The 17,628-nt window shown below is 71.6% G+C and carries 16 protein-coding genes; 7 read left to right on the top strand and 9 right to left on the bottom strand.

The window, feature by feature from the left end; genetic code table 11:
* Together D9R02_RS08160 and D9R02_RS08155 are read right to left on the bottom strand one after the other, a co-directional pair.
* A partial coding sequence (locus tag D9R02_RS08160; RefSeq protein ID WP_147435339.1) for an amino acid permease occupies positions 1–1,255 on the bottom strand: 1,255 nt, incomplete at its 3' end.
* Positions 1,256–1,549: 294 nt separating this feature from the next.
* Positions 1,550–1,885 carry a YdeI/OmpD-associated family protein gene (locus tag D9R02_RS08155; RefSeq protein WP_019310771.1) on the bottom strand — a complete coding sequence of 112 codons (336 nt, stop codon included), beginning with the start codon at positions 1,883–1,885 and terminating at the stop codon, positions 1,550–1,552.
* A gap of 455 nt (positions 1,886–2,340) precedes the next feature.
* Here D9R02_RS08155 and D9R02_RS08150 point away from each other — a divergent pair, with 455 nt between their 5' ends.
* Together D9R02_RS08150 and D9R02_RS08145 are read left to right on the top strand one after the other, a co-directional pair.
* On the top strand, positions 2,341–3,342 hold the full coding sequence (locus tag D9R02_RS08150) for a Fic family protein (protein WP_019310772.1): 1,002 nt from the start codon (positions 2,341–2,343) through the stop codon (positions 3,340–3,342).
* Between the two features lie 78 nt (positions 3,343–3,420).
* Positions 3,421–3,918: a GNAT family N-acetyltransferase gene (locus tag D9R02_RS08145; protein WP_059281576.1), complete on the top strand. Its 498-nt coding sequence runs from the start codon at positions 3,421–3,423 to the stop codon at positions 3,916–3,918.
* 64 nt (positions 3,919–3,982) lie between these two features.
* Here the strand turns inward: D9R02_RS08145 and D9R02_RS08140 are convergent, their stop codons facing one another.
* The 3 genes from D9R02_RS08140 to D9R02_RS08130 form a co-directional block, all read right to left on the bottom strand.
* On the bottom strand, positions 3,983–4,510 hold the full coding sequence (locus tag D9R02_RS08140; RefSeq protein WP_100205759.1) for a MarR family winged helix-turn-helix transcriptional regulator: 528 nt from the start codon (positions 4,508–4,510) through the stop codon (positions 3,983–3,985).
* A gap of 5 nt (positions 4,511–4,515) precedes the next feature.
* Complete coding sequence (locus D9R02_RS08135) at positions 4,516–5,259, bottom strand: CE1759 family FMN reductase (RefSeq protein ID WP_121566711.1); 744 nt, start codon at positions 5,257–5,259, stop codon at positions 4,516–4,518.
* 98 nt (positions 5,260–5,357) lie between these two features.
* Entirely contained in the window at positions 5,358–6,566 is a 1,209-nt protein-coding gene (locus D9R02_RS08130) for an LLM class flavin-dependent oxidoreductase (RefSeq protein WP_121566710.1), read from the bottom strand.
* A gap of 166 nt (positions 6,567–6,732) precedes the next feature.
* On the opposite strand from D9R02_RS08130, the gene D9R02_RS08125 reads away from it, so the two are divergent.
* Genes D9R02_RS08125 through D9R02_RS08110 form a run of 4 tightly spaced genes read left to right on the top strand, consistent with a single transcriptional unit; the run spans position 6,733 to position 11,904 of the window.
* Entirely contained in the window at positions 6,733–7,491 is a 759-nt protein-coding gene (locus D9R02_RS08125) for a LamB/YcsF family protein (protein ID WP_121566709.1), read from the top strand.
* On the top strand, positions 7,488–9,491 hold the full coding sequence (locus tag D9R02_RS08120; RefSeq protein WP_121566708.1) for a 5-oxoprolinase subunit B/C family protein: 2,004 nt from the start codon (positions 7,488–7,490) through the stop codon (positions 9,489–9,491). The genes D9R02_RS08125 and D9R02_RS08120 overlap by 4 nt, the downstream gene beginning before the upstream one ends.
* Positions 9,488–11,233, top strand: coding sequence for an acetyl/propionyl/methylcrotonyl-CoA carboxylase subunit alpha (locus D9R02_RS08115; RefSeq protein WP_019310779.1), 1,746 nt, complete (start codon positions 9,488–9,490; stop codon positions 11,231–11,233). Before D9R02_RS08120 ends, D9R02_RS08115 begins: the two co-directional genes overlap by 4 nt.
* The gene (locus D9R02_RS08110) at positions 11,230–11,904 is read left to right on the top strand and encodes a GntR family transcriptional regulator (RefSeq protein WP_121566707.1); all 675 of its coding nucleotides are present in this window, start codon (positions 11,230–11,232) and stop codon (positions 11,902–11,904) included. Before D9R02_RS08115 ends, D9R02_RS08110 begins: the two co-directional genes overlap by 4 nt.
* A 164-nt stretch (positions 11,905–12,068) precedes the next feature.
* Here D9R02_RS08110 and D9R02_RS08105 read toward each other — a convergent pair whose 3' ends face one another.
* The 4 genes from D9R02_RS08105 to D9R02_RS08090 all read right to left on the bottom strand — a co-directional run bounded on the left by D9R02_RS08105 (position 12,069) and on the right by D9R02_RS08090 (position 16,763).
* The gene (locus D9R02_RS08105) at positions 12,069–12,848 is read right to left on the bottom strand and encodes a putative hydro-lyase (protein ID WP_019310781.1); all 780 of its coding nucleotides are present in this window, start codon (positions 12,846–12,848) and stop codon (positions 12,069–12,071) included.
* A 29-nt stretch (positions 12,849–12,877) separates the two neighbouring features.
* The gene (locus tag D9R02_RS08100; RefSeq protein WP_039102135.1) at positions 12,878–14,086 is read right to left on the bottom strand and encodes an NRAMP family divalent metal transporter; all 1,209 of its coding nucleotides are present in this window, start codon (positions 14,084–14,086) and stop codon (positions 12,878–12,880) included.
* Between the two features lie 293 nt (positions 14,087–14,379).
* Positions 14,380–15,126, bottom strand: coding sequence for a DUF4870 domain-containing protein (locus D9R02_RS08095; RefSeq protein ID WP_082019331.1), 747 nt, complete (start codon positions 15,124–15,126; stop codon positions 14,380–14,382).
* A gap of 62 nt (positions 15,127–15,188) precedes the next feature.
* Entirely contained in the window at positions 15,189–16,763 is a 1,575-nt protein-coding gene (locus tag D9R02_RS08090) for a DUF3533 domain-containing protein (RefSeq protein ID WP_039102116.1), read from the bottom strand.
* Between the two features lie 95 nt (positions 16,764–16,858).
* On the opposite strand from D9R02_RS08090, the gene D9R02_RS08085 reads away from it, so the two are divergent.
* Entirely contained in the window at positions 16,859–17,554 is a 696-nt protein-coding gene (locus D9R02_RS08085) for a TetR/AcrR family transcriptional regulator (RefSeq protein ID WP_047979064.1), read from the top strand.
* The last annotated feature ends 74 nt before the right edge of the window (positions 17,555–17,628 follow it).

The following is a 17,628-nucleotide window of genomic DNA, read 5'->3' as shown; positions in this document are numbered from 1 at the left end:
GGCGCTCGTAGTGGCCCTGCCGGGCGAGGCGCACGAACTTCTGGTGCGGCAGCGTGATGGCCGCCCAGCCCACCAGGATGCCGATTGCGGAGATGTTCAGCACGATGCTGAAGGCGTCCTCCGGGACGTAGTAGTTGAGGATCACGCCGAGCGCCCCCACGCCCACCGTGAGCAGGATGCCGCCCGCCGGAACACCCGAGCGGGTCATCTTGCCGGTGAACTTGGGTGCGGAACCCGCCATGGCCATGGAATGCACGATGCGCCCCGTGGAGTACAGCCCCGCGTTGAGGGAGGACAGCGCCGCGGTGATGACCACGAGCTGCATGATGGGCGCGATGCCCTGGATCCCGATGGAGTCGAAGAACGTGACGAACGGGGACTCGTCCGCGGAGTACGCCGTGTAGGGCAGCAGCAGCGTGAGCAGCAGGACGGACCCCACGTAGAACAGCGCGATGCGCAGGATGACCGTGTTGATGGCCTTGGGAATGGTGCTGCGCGGATCCTTGGTCTCACCCGCGGTGATGCCCACGAGCTCGATGCCCGAGTACGCGAAGACCACACCCTGCGAGACCACGAGCGCGGGCAGCAGACCGTTGGGGAGGAAGCCCCCGTTCTCGCTGATCAGAGAGAACCCGGTGGGTGCGCCCGTGGGGGTCCCGAAGAGCACGAAGCAGATGCCCACGATCAGGAACACCACCAGCGCGGAGACCTTCACCACCGCGAACCAGAACTCCATCTCCCCGAAGAGCTTCACGGAGATCAGGTTGGTGGCCATGACCACCACCAGCACCACGGCGGCGATCAGCCACTGCGGCAGGTCTGCGATGAACTGGCTGTACTGCCCGAACCACTTGACGTAGATGGCCATGGCGGTGGCGTCCACCACCGTGGTGGAGGCCCAGGAGAGCCAGTACATCCACCCCACGAAGTACGCGCTCTTCTCCCCGTAGAACTCACGGGTGTAGGACACGAAGGAGCCGGAGGACGGCCGGTGCATCACCAGCTCGCCCAGCTGCCGCAGGATCAGGTAGCCGAAGAACCCGGCTACCGCGTACAGGATGAACAGGGCTGGACCGGCCGAGGCCAGCCCGCCACCGGCACCCAGGAACAGACCCGTGCCGATCGAGCTGCCGATTGCGATCATGTTGATCTGCCGCGTGGTGAGCCCCTTGCTGTACCCCTCCTGCTCGGCCACGAACTGGGCGCGCGTCTCCGGCCCGCCGGAAGGCTGGGTGTCGGAAGGGTGCGAGGCCATGGATGTACACCTTTTCTCGGTTGCAAGGATGACGCACTCCGCACAGGACCCGCGAGGTGCACAGAGGAAGCCTAAGCGCTGCGCCGCCCGATCGTGTCGTGCGGCTCACCATTTCGCGCCATTCGTCAGCCCCTCGGAGGTGCCGCCCAGGCGGGGACGACGCCGACCGCGCGCCCGCCTGGAACGGCATCACCGCTGGTCAGCGGGCAGAGTGTGCGACGCAGGACCCACTCGGACCCGGCGGCCTCTGGCGCCTGAACCGCAACGGGGGCCGCCGGAACGGACGCCCCGGTGTCAGCGCCCGGTGCGCTCCCGGTGCTTGCAGCCGGGCCAGCAGCACGGGCGGCGCTTGCCCTCGTGCATCTCCTCGCCCGTGCGGCGGATGCGGCGGGCGCGGGTCTCGGGCTTCTTGGCGTCCTCCACCCAGCACACGAACTCGTTGCGGCCCAGGGGCGTCAGCCCGCGCCACAGCTCGGCGGTCTCCGGCTCCGCCAGCAGGGCCTCGGCGAGGTCCGCGGGCAGCTCGTGGACCACGCCGCCGGGGAGGTCGGCCGCCTGTGCGGGGGACGACGCCGCGGCGCCGGGCGCGCTGCCGGGCGCGGGCGTCGTCGTCTGCGGGGTGTCGCTCACGGTGCTCTCCCTGCCGTGGTCATGGATGAGGCTCGCCCTCATCACCGGCAGTGTGCCACGGGGACGGGGTGGGGGCCAGACGCTCCCTGGTCGTCCCACGAGGTTTTGCACTGCACATCTGGCCCGGAGGCCGTGACGTCCCGTCCCATGGTCCGCAACGGTTGGTCCCACAACAGTGGCGCTTAGTGGGAAGATGGGCACGGATCGTCTCATTAAGCTGCTTAATGAGACGATCTGCGGATTTCTTCTGAGAAAGGACCGTCATGACGTCCTCGAGCTGGCCCGCCGTCGGAGGGGAAACCCACCGCTGGCTCCACCGTGACCCCATGGCATCGCGCCGCACACTTTTGGAGAACAGAGGAGATTTCACCGCCGCAGTGGTGCCGGAGATCGCCCGCCTAACCCCCGCTCTCGCCGGAGCTGCGGCCGCGAGAGCACAGGAGGCGACGCGTGCCATGACAGCCTTCGGGGTGACGTCCGACCGCATGGCTGCCCTGCCGTTCTCCGCAGTCCTCCTTCGTGGCGAATCCGCCACCAGCTCGCAGATCGAAAACCTCACGGTGCATGCCAGGAAGCTCTCCCTCGCGGCGGTGGGTGCGCACGTGGGCGGCAACGCCGAACTGGTCGCTCGAAACGTCTTCGCCATGCAGGCGGCCATTGATGCCGCTTCCGACCTGAATGCCGACGCCGTGCGCCGCATGCACCGCGAACTCACCGTCGGGGTTCAGGACGACGCCGGCGAGTTCCGGGACCAGTGGGTGTGGATCGGAGGCCGCTCCCCGGTCACAGCCAGCTATGTGGCACCACGACACGAAGCCGTGCCGGCGGCGGTGGAGGACCTGGTGCTGTTCCTGCAGCGGCGGGACCTGGACCCCACGGTGCAGGCGGCCATCGCGCACGCGCAGTTCGAGACCATCCACCCGTTCACGGACGGAAACGGGCGCACCGGTCGCGCCATCGTGTCCTCCCTGCTCCGGGCCCGCGGCGTGGTCGACAACGTGACGGTCCCCATCTCTTCGGGACTGCTGCACGACATCGACGGGTACATCGCAGCTCTCACCGCCTATCGAGCTGGGCGCCCCACGGCCATTGTCGAGTGCTTCTCCGATGCCGCCATGGCCTCGCTGGCCAACGCCTCGATCCTGATGGCGGACGTCGAAGCGTTCCACGACAGGGTTCTTGACTCTCGCCGACGAGTGACGGCGTCCTTGCGCGCGGTCGCGCGGTTCTGCTGCTCCGAACCCGCTTTCACCGCGGGGATGCTGGAGAGCATCGGTGGAGTGCCCAAGGCCACTGCCTACCGCACCGTGGACGAGCTCACCACGGTGGGACTGATCCGCCACGAGCGGTCGGTCAAGGTGAAGGGGCAGAAAGTCTGGGTGGTTCCAGCGGTCCTCACCGCGCTGGACGAGTTCGCCGAGCGCGCGGGCCGCCGCACCTACGGTTCCAGCGAGTGAACATCCCATCAGCCGGGGCCTTGACCGCGCAGCCGGTACGGAGGGTGCACCACACGGCATCCGTGGCACCATGACGTCATGGCACTGACACTGCGGCACCTCACCTCCGAGGACGAACCCGTGGTCCGTGCCCTGCACGAGCAGCTGCGCCGGGACGACTTCGACTTCCTTCTCGAGAGAGGCAGCTGGGACGAGGTCCTGGAGGCCACGGCACGACAGTCCCGGGGCACGAACCTGCCGCCCGGACGGGTCCGCGCGGACTACCTCCTGGCCGAGGTGGACGGGCAGGTGGTGGGCAGGACCTCCATCAGGTACGACCTCACGGAGCACCTCCTCCGCGTGGGCGGGCACGTGGGCTACGGCGTGGGCCCCGCGTTCCGACGGCGCGGGTACGCCACGGAGATCCTGCGGCAGTCGGTGGGGCGCCTGAACGCGGCCGGTGTGGAGCGGGTACTGGTCACGTGCGCCGACGACAACGCGGCCTCCGCCGCAACCATCGAGGCCTGCGGCGGGGTGCTGGAGAACGTGGTCCCGGACGGGGACGGCCGCCCGACCCGCCGCTACTGGATCGGCTGACCGCCGCCGCATCGGCACCCCTCCACGGCGGTCTCACCGCCCGCGGTGGCGCGCGGCTCCCGCACTACTGGCGTTCCGGGGCGCTCCGCCCCTCCCCCAGCCCCCGCGCCAGGCGAGCCATGATGTCTCCCAGCCGGGCGACGTCGTCCTGCGTGAGCGCGGCGAAGAAGAGCTCCTCCACGTCCCGCGCGTGGTCCGGGCGCAGTCGCCGGAACGCCTGCGCGCCCTCGGCGGTCAGCGCGGCCTCCCAGCCGCGGCCGTCGCCCTGCGCACGACGCCGCTGCACCCAGCCCCGCTCGCCCAGCACCTTGACCTGGTAGTTCAGCCGCGACGGCGAGAACACCAGGCGGCGGGCCAGCTCCCCCATGCGCAGGCAGCGCCCGGGAGCCTCGTGGAGCAGCAGGAGCAGCTGGTACTCCATGAGCGAGCAGCCCTGGGCCTTGAGACGCTCCTCCACCCGGGACGTCAGCCGCGCCGTGGTCTCGAAGTAGAGCCGCCACGTGTCCCAGCGATCGGCCCCTTCCGCGCCGGTGGTCGACCCCGCGGCGGTCGGCTCGGAGCGGTCCTCGGGACGGCGTGCTTCTGAGGGCATGGAGCTCATCCTCGCACCGCCGCCAGCAGGTCCTCGAAGTTCGGCACCGCGGCGAACTCGTCCCGCGCGGAACGATCCGGGCGCGACGGCGCGTTCCGCCGGGCCCCCACGGACTCCGTGGAGGCATCGACTGTGGCGGAGCCGCCGTCCCCCGTGGCCCCGGAACCGGTGCCGTCCGCGGGACCCGGCCCGGCGGCGTCGTGCCCCGTCGCCCCGGCCCCGAGCATGCCGGCGAGCGCCGCCCCGGCCCGCTCGATGCGCGCCTGCAGGGACGCGTCCGCCCAGTCCTCCGTGGCGGCGTACACCCCGATGGGCAGGGTGAGCGCCTTGAGGTAGCTGAACAGCGGGCGCAGGGCGGTGTCCAGGACGAGGGAGTGGCGCGGGGAGCCGCCGGTCGCGGCCACCACGGTGGGCAGGTTCTCCAGGGCGCCCTCGTCGAAGAGGTCGAAGAACGCCTTGAACAGCCCCGAGTAGCTCGCCTTGTAGGTGGGCGTGGCCGCGATCAGCCCGTCCGCGGTGAGCACGGCGTCCAGCGCGTCCTGCACCGCGGCGGGAGCCGTCCCGGTCAGCATGGCGTCCGTGATCCCGTGGGCGATCTCCCGCAGGGCCACCACGCGCACCTCGGATTCCTCACCACCCCGGGCGACGACGCCGCTCGCAACCTGCGCGATCGCCCGTGCCAGACGCGTGGTGGACGCGTCCTCGGACAGGCCCGCGGTCACCACGGTGATCTTCAAGTGTTCGGTCATGATGTCTCTCCTGTCTTCTCTGTGCTGCACGTCCTCGCCGCCCGGGGCCCGCCCTCCGCAGGGCGGGCCCTCCTCGAGGTCTGCCCCGGTGGGCCGCTCTACGCGGTGGGGCCCTGCGTGCCACCGGCGCCCTGGCGGGACGCCGCCTCGTCCGCGGCGGCGCGGTCCTTGGCGGCGCGGTCCTTCGCGGCCTGCGAGTCCGGTCCGCCGCCGGGGATGGGATCCTCCCCCGCCGCGTGGCGCGCCACGAGGGACGCGTGGGTGGGGGCCTCCGGCACGTGGGCCGGCCGGGCGGCGTCGAACTCTTTGCGCAGCACCGGGAAGACCTCCTCTCCCAGGAAGTCCATCTGCTCCAGGACGTCCTTGAACGGCAGGCCCGCGTGGTCCACCAGGAACAGCTGGCGCTGGTAGTCGCCCGCGTACTCCCGGAAGGAGAGGGTGCGCTCGATGACCTGCTGGGGCGAGCCCACGGTCAGCGGCGTCTGCTCCATGAAGGACTCCAGCGAGGGCCCGTGGCCGTACACCGGCGCGTTGTCGAAGAACGGCCGGAACCGGCGCACCGCGTCCTGCGAGTTCCTGGCCATGAACACCTGCCCGCCCAGGCCCACGATCGCCTGGTCCGCGGAGCCGTGGCCGTAGTACTCGTAGCGCTGCCGGTAGAACGCCACCATGCGCTCGGTGTGCTCCTTGTTCCAGAAGATGTTGTTGTGGAAGAACCCGTCCCCGTAGAACGCGGCCTGCTCCGGGATCTCCGGGGAGCGGATGGAGCCGTGCCACACGAACGGCGGGACGTCGTCCAGGGGTCGCGGGGTGGATGTGAAGCCCTGCAGCGGCGTGCGGAAGCGCCCGGAGAAGTTCACGTCCTCCTCGCGCCACAGCCGGTGCAGCAGCTGGTAGTTCTCCACGGCCAGCGGGATACCCTGGCGGATGTCCTTGCCGAACCACGGGTAGACCGGGCCGGTGTTGCCGCGGCCCATGGTCAGGTCCACGCGACCGTCCGCGAGGTGCTGGACGTACGCGTAGTCCTCCGCGATCCGCACGGGGTCCGTGGTGGTGATCAGCGTGGTGGCCGTGGACAGCTGGATCCGCTCGGTCTGCGCCGCGACCGCCGCCATGAGCACGGGCGGGTTCGCGGGGGCCACGAACGGCGGGTTGTGGTGCTGGCCGGTGGCGAACACGTCCATGTCCAGCTCCTCCGCCTTGCGGGCGATTGCCACCGTGGCCTTGATGCGCTCGTTCTCAGTGGGCGTGCGGCCCGTGGTGGGGTCCTGGGTGACGTCCCCGATGGTGAAGACTCCGAGTTGCATGGTGCCTGCCTCCTTCGCGACGGGACCGTCGCCCGCCCTGGTGCTTCAAATTTGAACTACCTCTGTAATGCGGCGCCCCGGAGAAATATTCCGGGGTGGATTGTTGAACAATCCGCGGCGCATCGGGCATGCTGGGGGGTCACACCCGATGAGACGGAGGTCACGCATGACGGTCATGGATCTGAACAGCGACGTGGGCGAGTCGTTCGGCGCCTGGGGCATGGGGGACGACGCCGCCATCTTCCGCTCCGTCTCCAGCGCCAACGTGGCCTGCGGCTTCCACGCGGGGGACCCCTCCGTGATGGCGCAGACCTGCCGGGACGCCGTGGCCGCCGGGGTCACGGTGGGAGCGCACGTGGCCTACCGGGACCTCGCGGGCTTCGGCCGCCGTTTCCTGGACTGCTCCCCCACCGAGCTCGCGGACGACGTCCTGTACCAGCTGGGCGCGCTCGAGGCCGTGGCCCGCGCCGCGGGCACCACCGTGCGCTACGTCAAACCCCACGGCGCCCTCTACAACACGATCGTGCACCAAGAGGCCCACGCCCAGGCCGTGGTGGACGCCGTGAAGGCCTTCGGCGGGGACCTCCCCCTGCTCCTGCTGCCCGGCTCCGTGGCCCTGCGCGCGGCGGAAAAGGCCGGGCTGCGCGCCGTGCCGGAGGCGTTCGCGGACCGCGGCTACACCCCCGAGGGCACGCTGGTCTCCCGGCGGGACCCGGGTGCGGTGCTGCACGACGCCGCCCAGGTCACCGAGCGCATGGTGCGCCTGGCCGAGGACGGCACGCTCACCGCGGTGGACGGCTCCACCGTGCGGATCCACGCGGAGAGCATCTGCGTGCACGGGGACACCCCCGGCGCCGCCGCCATGGCCGCCGAGGTCCGCGCGGGCCTCGACCGCGCCGGGATCACCGTCCGGTCCTTCGCATGAGCGCACCGCACCCCGAACAGGCACCCCGCCCCGCGCAGGGAGCGGGCGTCCGGCAGATGGCCCGCCCTGGCACAACGGGAACGGTTCCCTCCTCGTCCGCCGAGGTCCGCCCGGCCCCGGAGCTGCGCTGGGCCGGAACCCACGCGTTCCTGCTCGACTGCGGCGAACTCGCCGACGTCGTGCGCTGGCACGCCCACCTCACCGCGCACCCGTTCGCCGGGCAGACGGACGTGATTGCCGCCGCCCGCACCGTGCTGGTGACCTTCACGGACGCACGGTCGGCGCGGAAGGCCGCGAGCGGCGTCGCCACCGCCCAACCCCGCGAGAAGCGGGAGGCCGGGGGCAAGACCGTGGAGATCCCCGTGGCCTACGACGGCGCCGACCTCGCCGAGGTCGCCCGGCTCACCGGGCTCAGCGAGCAGGGCGTGGTGGACACCCACACCGGCGCGGAGTGGACCGCCGCGTTCGGCGGCTTCGCCCCCGGCTTCGCGTACCTCAGCGCACCGGGCAACCCCCTGGACGTCCCCCGCCGGGACACCCCCCGCACCGCCGTGCCCGCGGGGGCCGTGGCGCTCGCGGGCGTCTTCTCCGCGATCTACCCCCAGCGCTCACCGGGCGGGTGGCAGCTGATCGGGCGCACGGACGCGGTCCTGTGGGACACCCACCGGGACTCCCCCGCGCTGATCCGCCCCGGGGACACCGTGCGCTACCGCGCCGTGCGCGAGCTCGTGACTCTGGCCGACGACGCCGCCCCGGACCTGCGCGGCGACCCGCAGCTCCCCGGGGACTCGGCTCCCGTCGTTCAATCGGGGGACGGCCCGGGCCAGGACACCGCGGGCCAGGGCTGCGACACGTCCGGCCGTGAGCACGCCGACGGTCTGGACCCCATCAGCGCGGCGGATGGCTCCCTCGCTGACCACGGTGGGCACGCCCTGGTGGTCGAGGACCCCGGGATGCAGACCCTGGTCCAGGACCTGGGCCGTCCCGGGCTGGGGGACCTGGGCGTGGTGGCGTCCGGTGCGGCAGACCGCGCCTCCGTCATGCAGGCCAACCGGATCGTGGGCAGTGCGACCTCCGAGGCAGTCCTCGAGGTCACGATGGGCGGGCTGCGACTCACGGCCCGCAACCACCACGTGCTCGCCCTGACCGGGGCGCCCGTGGACGCCCGGATCACCGGCGGGGAGACCGAGCGCGCCGCCCCGTTCTGCACACCGTTCGCCCTGTACGACGGCGAGCGCCTCACCCTGGGCACCCCGAGCGCGGGGCTCCGCAGCTACCTCGCGGTCTCCGGAGGTCTCGACACGACCCCGGTGCTCGGCAGCCGTGCCACGGACGTGATGTCCGGGATCGGCCCCGCGCCGCTGACCGCCGGCGACGTGCTGCCGGTGCGTCCGGCGGCAGCCGGCCGAGCCGTGGGCCACGCCGAGGAGCCCGCGGTGCGCCTCCCCGCGGCGGACGAGACCACGGTGCTCCGCGTGGTTCCGGGCCCGCGCGAGGACTGGTTCACCCCCGCGTCCCGCGCCGCCCTGGCGGAGCGGACGTGGCGCGTGAGCAGCGAGTCCAACCGCGTGGGCGTGCGCTTCGAGACCCCGCAGGACGGCGGTCTCGAACGAGGCCGCGACGGCGAGCTCGCGAGCGAGGGCGTGGTCACCGGTTCCCTGCAGGTTCCCCACTCCGGGGTGCCCGTGCTGTTCCTCGCGGACCACCCCGTCACGGGCGGGTACCCCGTGATCGGGGTGGTGGTCCCGGAGGACCTCCCCCTCGCCGCGCAGCTGCTGCCCGGCTCCGAGGTGCGGTTCCACCCGGTTCCGCACCCGCCCGCCGACCCTGCGCTCCCCACTGCGCCGAACAGTGCGCCGAACCATGCAGTGGTGCCGGACGATCGTCCCGGGCCGGCATCCCCCGAGGACGAGCTCAGCGCCCAGGAGCCCACGACGGCCCCCACCACACCCACCGCGACGACCCCCGCGGAGCAACCCACGTCAGGAGACACCCCATGAAGAAGGTTCTGATCGCCAACCGCGGGGAGATCGCTGTGCGCGTGGCCCGCGCGTGCGCGGACGCCGGGCTCAGCTCGGTGGCCGTGTACTCCGAGCCGGACGCGGAAGCGATGCACGTCCACATGGCCGATGAAGCATATGCCCTCCCCGGCTCCTCCTCCGCCGACACCTACCTCAGCATCCCCGCCGTGCTGGCCGTGGCGGAACGCTGCGGGGCCGACGCTGTGCACCCGGGCTACGGGTTCCTGTCGGAGAACGCCGACTTCGCGCGCGCCGTCGTGACCGCCGGTCTCACGTGGATCGGCCCGAGCGCGGACGTCATCGAGGCGCTCGGTAACAAGGTCACCGCGCGGGAGATCGCCGTACGCGCCGGGGCGCCGCTCGTCCCCGGAACCGACGGCCCGGTGGCCGACGCCGCCGAGGCCCGCGCGTTCGCGGAGGAGCACGGGCTGCCGATCGCCATCAAGGCGGCCTTCGGCGGTGGCGGACGCGGGATGCGCATCGCCCGGGAGCTCTCCGAGGTGGAATCGGCGTTCGACGCCGCCGTGCGCGAGGCCACCGCCGCCTTCGGGCGCGGGGAGTGCTTCGTGGAGCGGTTCCTGGACCGCCCGCGCCATGTGGAGGCCCAGGTGGTGGCGGACACCCACGGCAACGTGGTGGTCATGGGCACGCGCGACTGCTCGCTGCAGCGCCGCCACCAGAAGCTCGTGGAGGAGGCCCCGGCGCCGTTCCTCACGGACGAGCAGCGCACCACGCTGCACGAGTCCGCGCGGGCCATCTGCCGCGAGGCCGGGTACACCGGTGCGGGCACGGTGGAGTACCTCGTGGCACCGGACGGGCTGATCTCTTTCCTGGAGGTCAACACGCGCCTGCAGGTGGAGCACCCCGTGACCGAGGCGACCGCCGGAGTGGACCTGGTGCGCGAGCAGTTCCGCGTGGCCGAGGGCCTGCCGCTGAGCACCACCGAGGATCCCGCCCCGCGCGGCCACGCGATCGAGTTCCGGCTCAACGCGGAGGACCCCGCACTGGGGTTCCTCCCCACCCCGGGCACGGTGGAGGCGTTCGAGGCCCCCACGGGCGCGGGTGTGCGCGTGGACACCGGCGTGCGCACCGGATCCGTGGTCCCCGCCGAGTACGACTCGCTGCTCGCCAAGCTCATCGTGTGGGGCGAGGACCGGGCCCAGGCCGTGGTGCGCTCCCGCGCGGCGCTGCGCGAGCTGTCGATCCGCGGACTGCCCACCGTGGTGCCGTTCCACCGCGCCGTGCTGGAGGAGCCCGCGTTCACCTCCACCGACCAGCTGGGCGTCTACACCACCTGGATCGAGGACGAGTTCGCGCAGGACCTCGAGACCTCACCCCACCTCGACCCCGAGGCCGCCCGGCGCACCACGTTCACGCTCGAGGTGGACGGGCGTGCAGTGCGGGTGGGCCTGCCCGCGCACCTCGCACAGGCCCTGCTCCACGGCGGAGGCGGGACTCCGGGAGAGACGGGACAGGGCGGCGCGGCGGCGTCGTCGGACGCGGAGGACGGGACCGCGCTCACCGCCCCCATGAACGGCACGGTGGTCACCTGGCTCGCACAGGACGGCGAGGACGTCACGGAGGGCCAGCCGGTGCTGGTGGTCGAGGCCATGAAGATGGAAACCCCCGTGAAGGCCCACCGCTCCGGAACCCTGCGCCGCGGGGACGTGTCCGAGGGCGACGCCGTGCGCGCGGGACAGACGCTCGGGGAGATCGCGTGAGCGGCCCGTCCGCCTCGCACCCCGGAGCGTCCGAGCCAGGGGAAGAGGCCCAGGCCGGCGCCCATGCCGCCGCCCTGCTGCGGACGCGGATCGCCGACGGCGCGCTGCCCCCGGGCGCGAAGCTGTCCGAGCACGCCGTGGCCGCCGAGCTCGGGATCTCCCGCAACACCCTGCGGGAGTGCTTCGCGATGCTCGCGGCGGAGGGGCTCGTGCTGCGGATCCCCCACCGGGGCGTTTTCGTGGCGCGGCCCACCGCGGACGACGTCCGCGACCTCTATGCCGCTCGGAGCATCCCCGAGTCCGGGGCGGTGCTGTGGGGAACCGTGGACGCGGGGCTGCTGACGCGCCTCCGCTCGATCGTCGCCGCGGCCCTGACGGCGCGGGACGGCGCGGACGTGGCCGGCATGGCGGACGCGAACCAGCGGTTCCACCGGTGCCTCGTGGAAGCCGCGGGGTCGCCCGCGCTGCTCCGGGACATGGACCGTGCCCTGGCCAGAATGCGCCTGGTGTTCCACGCGATGCTCGAGGACCGGGAGTTCCACGCGCGCTACGCCGTGCGCAACGCCGAGGTGCTCGCCGCGCTGGAGTCCGGCCACCGGAGCCACGCGGCAGAGCTGCTGCGGGACTCCCTGGGCGCGGCGCGGGACGAGATCCTCACCCGGCTCGGGTGAGGTCGGCCGGCCAGGTCCTCCGACGACCCGCCGCGGGCGTCACCGGAGAACCCCGCGACACCGCCGGTCGGGGCTGCTGTCGGTGTGCCCCGCAGAGATGTGCCCCGCAGAGTGGACCACCCCGGGGGTGAGCCAGGGCACGGTCCCCTCGCCTCCGCGCCCCGTCAGGGCACCTGGTAGTCGGCGTCCCGGGCGTCGGTAACGAGCATGTGACCCGGGGCGTGGGTGATCGCGAACGGCGGAGCCGACTCCATCACCGCAGCCTGCGGAGTGACCCCGCACGCCCAGAACACGGGGAGCTCGCCGGGGGCGATCCGCACGGCGTCGCCGAAGTCCGGTGACCCCAGGTCCGCGATCCCCAGCGCCCCGGGGTTCCCCACCTGCACGGGCGCGCCGTGGACGGCCGGGTAGCGGGAGGTGATCCGCACGGCGTCCGCCACCTGTGCCGCCGGGACCGGCCGCATGGACACCACGAGCGGCCCGGACAGCCGCCCCGCCGGCTCGCAACGCCGCGAGGTGCGGTACATCGGGACGTTGGCACCCTGGTCGATGTGGGCCAGGCGGATGCCGTGCGCCTGCAGCGCGTCCTCGAACGTGAACGAGCAGCCCAGCATGAGCGTGACCAGGTCCTCCCGCCAGTACGGGGTGATGTCCGTGGGGCGGTCCACCTCCACGCCGTTCTCGTAGACCACGTACTGCGGCACGTCCGTGCGAATGTCCCCGCCGGCCAGCAACGGACCCGTGGTCTCCCCCGCGTCCAGGACACCCAGCACGGGGCACGGCTTGGGGTTGCGCTGCGCGAAGAGCAGCACGTCGAACGCCAGCTCCCGCGGCACGATCACGAGGTTCGCCTGGGCGTGGCCCGGGGCCATGCCCGCGGTGGGGCGCACGAGTCCCGCTCGGAAGCGCTCCCGAGCCTGGGCGGGGGTCAGCGTGGTCTCCATCAGTGCGCGCCCTGTCCTGTCCGGGGGTCTCAGGCCCAGAGCTTGGAGAGCCCGGCCAGGGAGTTGACGGCGAGGAACACGGAGAGCACCCACGCGATCAGACCCACGACCAGCAGCCACCCGGGATAGCGGTAGCCCTGCAGCAGGTCCCGGCGGCGCCAGCCCACCCACAGCAGGATCGCGAAGCCGAACGGGAGGATGAGGCCGTTGAACGCGCCCGCGAAGACCAGCAGCGTCTGCGGGGCCTGGCCCAGCACCAGGTAGATCACTCCGCACGCCAGGATGAAGCCCACCGTGAGCAGGTTGCGCGTGCGGGGGCTGCCCGTGGAGGAGGTGACGAAGGAGATGGAGGTGAACGCGGCGCCGATCACGGAGGTCAGGGCGGCGGCCCAGAGCACCACTCCGAAGATCCGCACGCCGATTTCCCCGGCGGCGGCCCGGAAGGCGTCCGCGGCCATGTTGTCCCCGGCCAGCGCCACGCCGCTCGCGACCACCCCGAAGATCGCCAGGAACAGCAGAACGCGCATGACGCACGTGACCAGGATGCCCAGCACGGACGTGCGGGTGATCTCACGGACGCTGTCCACTCCGGTGACGCCGGAGTCGATCATGCGGTGGGCGCCGGAGTACGTGATGTACCCGCCCACGGTGCCGCCGATGAGCGTGGTGATGACCAGGAAGTCCACTTCCCCCGGCATCACGGTGTTCTTGAGCGCCTCACCCACCGGGGGTGCCGCCACGATGGCCACGTACAGCATCATGAGGATCATGACGGCGCCCAGCGCCACCACGATCCGGTCCAGGGCGAGGCCCGCGCGCTTGGACAGGAAGACCAGGATGGCGATCACGGCCGAGATGGCCCCGCCGAGCTTGGGATCCATGCCCAGCATGGCATTGAGTCCCAGCCCGGTTCCCGCGATGTTGCCGATGTTGAACACCGCACCACCGAGGAAAACGAGCGCGGCCAGGACGTACCCGGCTCCGGGGAGCACCTGGTTGGCCAGCTCCTGGGCCCGCATGCCCGAGACGCCGATGACCCGCCACACGTTCAGCTGCACGGCGATGTCCACCAGGATGGACACCAGGATCGCAAAGGCGAACGCGGCGCCCAGCTGCACCGTGAACACCGTGGTCTGGGTGATGAATCCCGGGCCGATCGCGCTGGTGGCCATGAGGAACATGGCACCCAGCAGGGCGCTGCGGTGACCGGAGTTCTTGGGGGCACCCTGCGCGGCCATGGCACCCGGGGCCGTCGTCTCGAGGTCGGGGTGCGACACGGAGTCGCGGTGGGGCGCGGAGTCGTGCGGCACGGGGTCGTGCGGCTGTGGTGAGGCAGAGGCCATGGATCCATCCCTGGGTCGGTGTGAGCAGAGCCACACGGCGGCTGACCACTGCACACTACAGGTTGTTCAACAATCTGCCCAGTGCCAGACCCACCACACGCACGAACCGCCCGGGGAAGCCATGAGGCTTCCCCGGGCGGTTCGAGGGGAACGGGCCGCGGGCGCTCGGAGCGGGCGGCGCGGTGGGATCAGCGCAGGATGGGCAGCTGCATGGGGTACCGGTAGGCCTTGCCGCCCCCGGCCTTGACCGCCGCGATGATGTGGAACACGAACAGCATGATCCAGTACGCCGCGATCAGCAGGAAGCCGAGCGGGGACAGCACCACCGTGAACACGCAGATCCAGCCGATCAGGTTGAGCAGCCACAGGGACACGTTGAAGTTGAACGCCCCCGCCGCGGCCTGGCGCAGGAACGGGCTCTTGTCCTTGTAGATGAACCAGACGATCAGCGGACCCAGGAAGCTCAGCCAGCCCACGGAGATGATCGCGGCGATCGGGCTGGACAGGTGGGTCAGCACCGCCACGGTCTTCTCGTCGTCCTGAGGGCCGCGGGCGCCCGCGGGGTACCCGCCCGGCTGCTGGGCGTAGCGGGGGTCGCCCTGGTAGCCACCGGGGTTCTGCGCGTACCCCTGGTGCGGTGCGTACGGAGCGCCCCCGGCGTTCTGCGCGTAGCGGGGATCACCCTGGGGCCGCCCCTGGCCGCCGGGGTTCTGCGCGTAGCGGGGCTCGCCCTGCGGCTGTCCGCCCTGCGGCTGCGAGTAGCGCGGGGCACCCTGGTTCGGAATGTACCCCTGCTGGCCCTGGTGCTGCGTCCAACCCTGCTCGCCGGCGCCGCGGGCGTCGGCCGAACCCGGCTCACGCGGGGCCGAAGCATGCTCGCCACCGGTGGCTCCGGAACGGTAGTCGGGGCGCGGCTGCTGCGGTTCGTTGCTCATCTGGTCTCCATCGGTGTCGTTGCAAGGGCCTGCGTGGCCGACGTCCTGTGTGTGCTCCCAGCCTATTCTGACGCACCGATCGGGACGGAGGGGTTATCCGCACTCTTGGGGAGGGGTTTCTCCGAGGGGGCCACCGCGGCGTCGGCACTGTGCTTGGCCGGGCCGTCGGCACCGCGCAGCCCCACCCGCTTGTCGTACGCCCAGCCGCCGAGCAGACCCACCAGGAGGGCGACCACCAGCATGATGGACAGCCCGATCACGCCCGTGGTCAGGCCCGCCTCCGGGATCGCGTCGAAGAACAGCGCGGAGCGCACGGACGTGAAGATGTGGTGCAGCGGCTCGAACGGGGCGATGGCCCGGAAGAAGCCCGGCACGGCCTCGAGCGGCACCACGGCGCCCGCGGAGGGCAGGCCCATGAACACCAGGTACACGAGGCACAGGAGCATGCCCACGCTGCCGCCCACGGAGATCAGTGCCAGCACGATCGCGGAGACCGTGGACATCGCGAGCCACCCGAGCAGGAACACCAGGAAGCCGTGGGGCACGGGCATGCCCACGGCGGAGGCCACCCACATCATCAGCGCGGACGCGGGCAGGGCGGCCACCACGAAGGTCAGCCACTTCATGAGGAAGCCCACCGGACGGGGCAGCACCGCGCGGGGGTAGTCCTTGAAGAAGGGGCCCATCTCGAAGGGCGCCATGCCCATCCGGCCGTCCATGAGCAGGTTCAGCGCCACGGAGCCGGAGAAGCCCACCACCAGGAGCAGGATGGAGTAGTAGAACGCGCTCATGCCCAGGGCGGTGCCGTCCGGGAGGTCGTTGTAGGCCTTGGACACCATGTTCACGGGGTCCTTGAGGGTGTCCTTGGCCACCGAGCTGACGGTGGGGGCGAGTTCCTTGGCGATCTGCTCGGCGGAGCCCTCCTGGGACTTCTGCACCTGCTGCGCGAACTGCTGCACCTCGGGGCCACCCTGGGCGGCCTGGCGGGAGAGCTGCTCGGACTGCTGCTTCTGGCTCTGCTGCAGCTGCTGCAGCACCATGTTGTAGGCCGCGTCCTCGGCGGGAGCCACGGACTCCGTGAGCTGCTCGCCGAGCGCCTTGCTGGCCTCCTGCACCCCGGGCTCGACGGCGCCCGTGGCCAGTCGAGTGCCCAGGGAGCCGGCCTGCGGATCGGTGTAGACCGTGACCTCGGGGCGGGCGGCGTTGCCCTCGGTGAGGGAGCCCTCGATCAGGCTCACGGTGTCCTCGGAGAAGCTCTCGGGGACCACCACGGCCGCGTAGAGCTCACCGCGGTCCAGCTGCTCCTTGGCCTCGTCCATGCTCAGCTCGCGCAGGTCGATCTTGTCGTCCTCCGCGGCCTTGTCCACGAACTCGCTCACGAGGTCCGTGCCCAGGTTCTCCTGGGTGGTCTTGCCGTTGGCCTGGGGCACCTCAGCGCCCTTGTCCTGGTTGATCACGGCAATGGGGAACTCCTTGAAGTTCTTGTCGGGGCTGGACAGCCCGCCCAGGTACAGGGCGGTGCCGATCACCCCCACCGCGATGATGGCGAGCATGGGCAGCAGCCAGAACCCGAACTGGCCGAACGGCCGGCCGAGTCGGGCCCGGAACGAGTGGGCGGGTGCGTGTTTGGGTGTCACCGGTTTCTCCTGGCACAGGGGGATACACGAATGTATTGGGATTCGTGAACACGATACACTGATGTATCGAGAAGGGAAGACGAACCGAGGGACACGTGAGCAACCAGACAGAAGAACCCGCCGCACCCACTGCCGGTCTCGGGAGGGGCGGGCAGCCCCTCGGGAGTGACACTGCCACACCCGAGGCCGCGCCGGACAGACGTTCCCGCAGTGCTACGCGGCTCAAACTGATCCGCTCCGCCCCGGCCGTGTTCGCCCAGCAGGGCATCGACGGCGCCTCCGTGAACGACCTGTGCGCGGCCGCCGGGTTCACGCGCGGGGCCTTCTACTCCAACTTCGAGTCCAAGCGGGAGCTCGCAATCCTCGCGTTCGACGACCTCGCAGCCCAGCTGGAGGAGACCCTGGGGTCGCAGCTGGACCACTGGCTGGGCTCGGGCCTGGACGTGGACCAGGTGGTGACCCGCATCATCGAGGGCGTCACGGACCAGGTGGCGAACGTGAACCAGCAGGCCCTGCGGGTGGAGCTGTCCATCGCGGCGTTCCGCTCGCCGGAGGTGCGCGAGCGCATGGCCCCCATCCGGGAGCGGGTGTACCGGGCCATCGAGCAGGCGCTCGTGCGGGTGGCCGCCACCCAGCACCTCGAGTTCACCGTGCCCCCGGGGGACGTGGCCCGCATGCTGCTCACCAGCTACTCCGGCCAGCTCACGGACCACATGGCCATGGGCGGCACGGGGCGCGGCGCCCAGCAGGTCATCCCCACCATGTGGTTGGCCTTCACCCGCCCCGCCTGAGCGCGGCCGCCCCGCGCCACGCCCCGGGGACGACGCCGCCGGGCCACCTCGATCGGCCAGGCGCGGTCCCGGCG

Source organism: Kocuria rhizophila (genome assembly GCF_003667225.1).
Lineage (GTDB): Bacteria > Actinomycetota > Actinomycetes > Actinomycetales > Micrococcaceae > Kocuria > Kocuria rhizophila.
Note: the sequence above shows the minus strand (reverse complement) of the source record. Positions and strands in the feature narration are given on the sequence as shown.

Coding starts and splice junctions, on each gene's coding strand:
- D9R02_RS08150 (WP_019310772.1), top strand. CDS start 2,341: ATGACAGCCTTCGGGGTGACGTCCGACCGCATGGCTGCCCTGCCGTTC.
- D9R02_RS08145 (WP_059281576.1), top strand. CDS start 3,421: ATGGCACTGACACTGCGGCACCTCACCTCCGAGGACGAACCCGTGGTC.
- D9R02_RS08140 (WP_100205759.1), bottom strand. CDS start 4,510: ATGCCCTCAGAAGCACGCCGTCCCGAGGACCGCTCCGAGCCGACCGCC.
- D9R02_RS08135 (WP_121566711.1), bottom strand. CDS start 5,259: ATGACCGAACACTTGAAGATCACCGTGGTGACCGCGGGCCTGTCCGAG.
- D9R02_RS08130 (WP_121566710.1), bottom strand. CDS start 6,566: ATGCAACTCGGAGTCTTCACCATCGGGGACGTCACCCAGGACCCCACC.
- D9R02_RS08125 (WP_121566709.1), top strand. CDS start 6,733: ATGACGGTCATGGATCTGAACAGCGACGTGGGCGAGTCGTTCGGCGCC.
- D9R02_RS08120 (WP_121566708.1), top strand. CDS start 7,488: ATGAGCGCACCGCACCCCGAACAGGCACCCCGCCCCGCGCAGGGAGCG.
- D9R02_RS08115 (WP_019310779.1), top strand. CDS start 9,488: ATGAAGAAGGTTCTGATCGCCAACCGCGGGGAGATCGCTGTGCGCGTG.
- D9R02_RS08105 (WP_019310781.1), bottom strand. CDS start 12,848: ATGGAGACCACGCTGACCCCCGCCCAGGCTCGGGAGCGCTTCCGAGCG.
- D9R02_RS08100 (WP_039102135.1), bottom strand. CDS start 14,086: ATGGCCGCGCAGGGTGCCCCCAAGAACTCCGGTCACCGCAGCGCCCTG.
- D9R02_RS08095 (WP_082019331.1), bottom strand. CDS start 15,126: ATGAGCAACGAACCGCAGCAGCCGCGCCCCGACTACCGTTCCGGAGCC.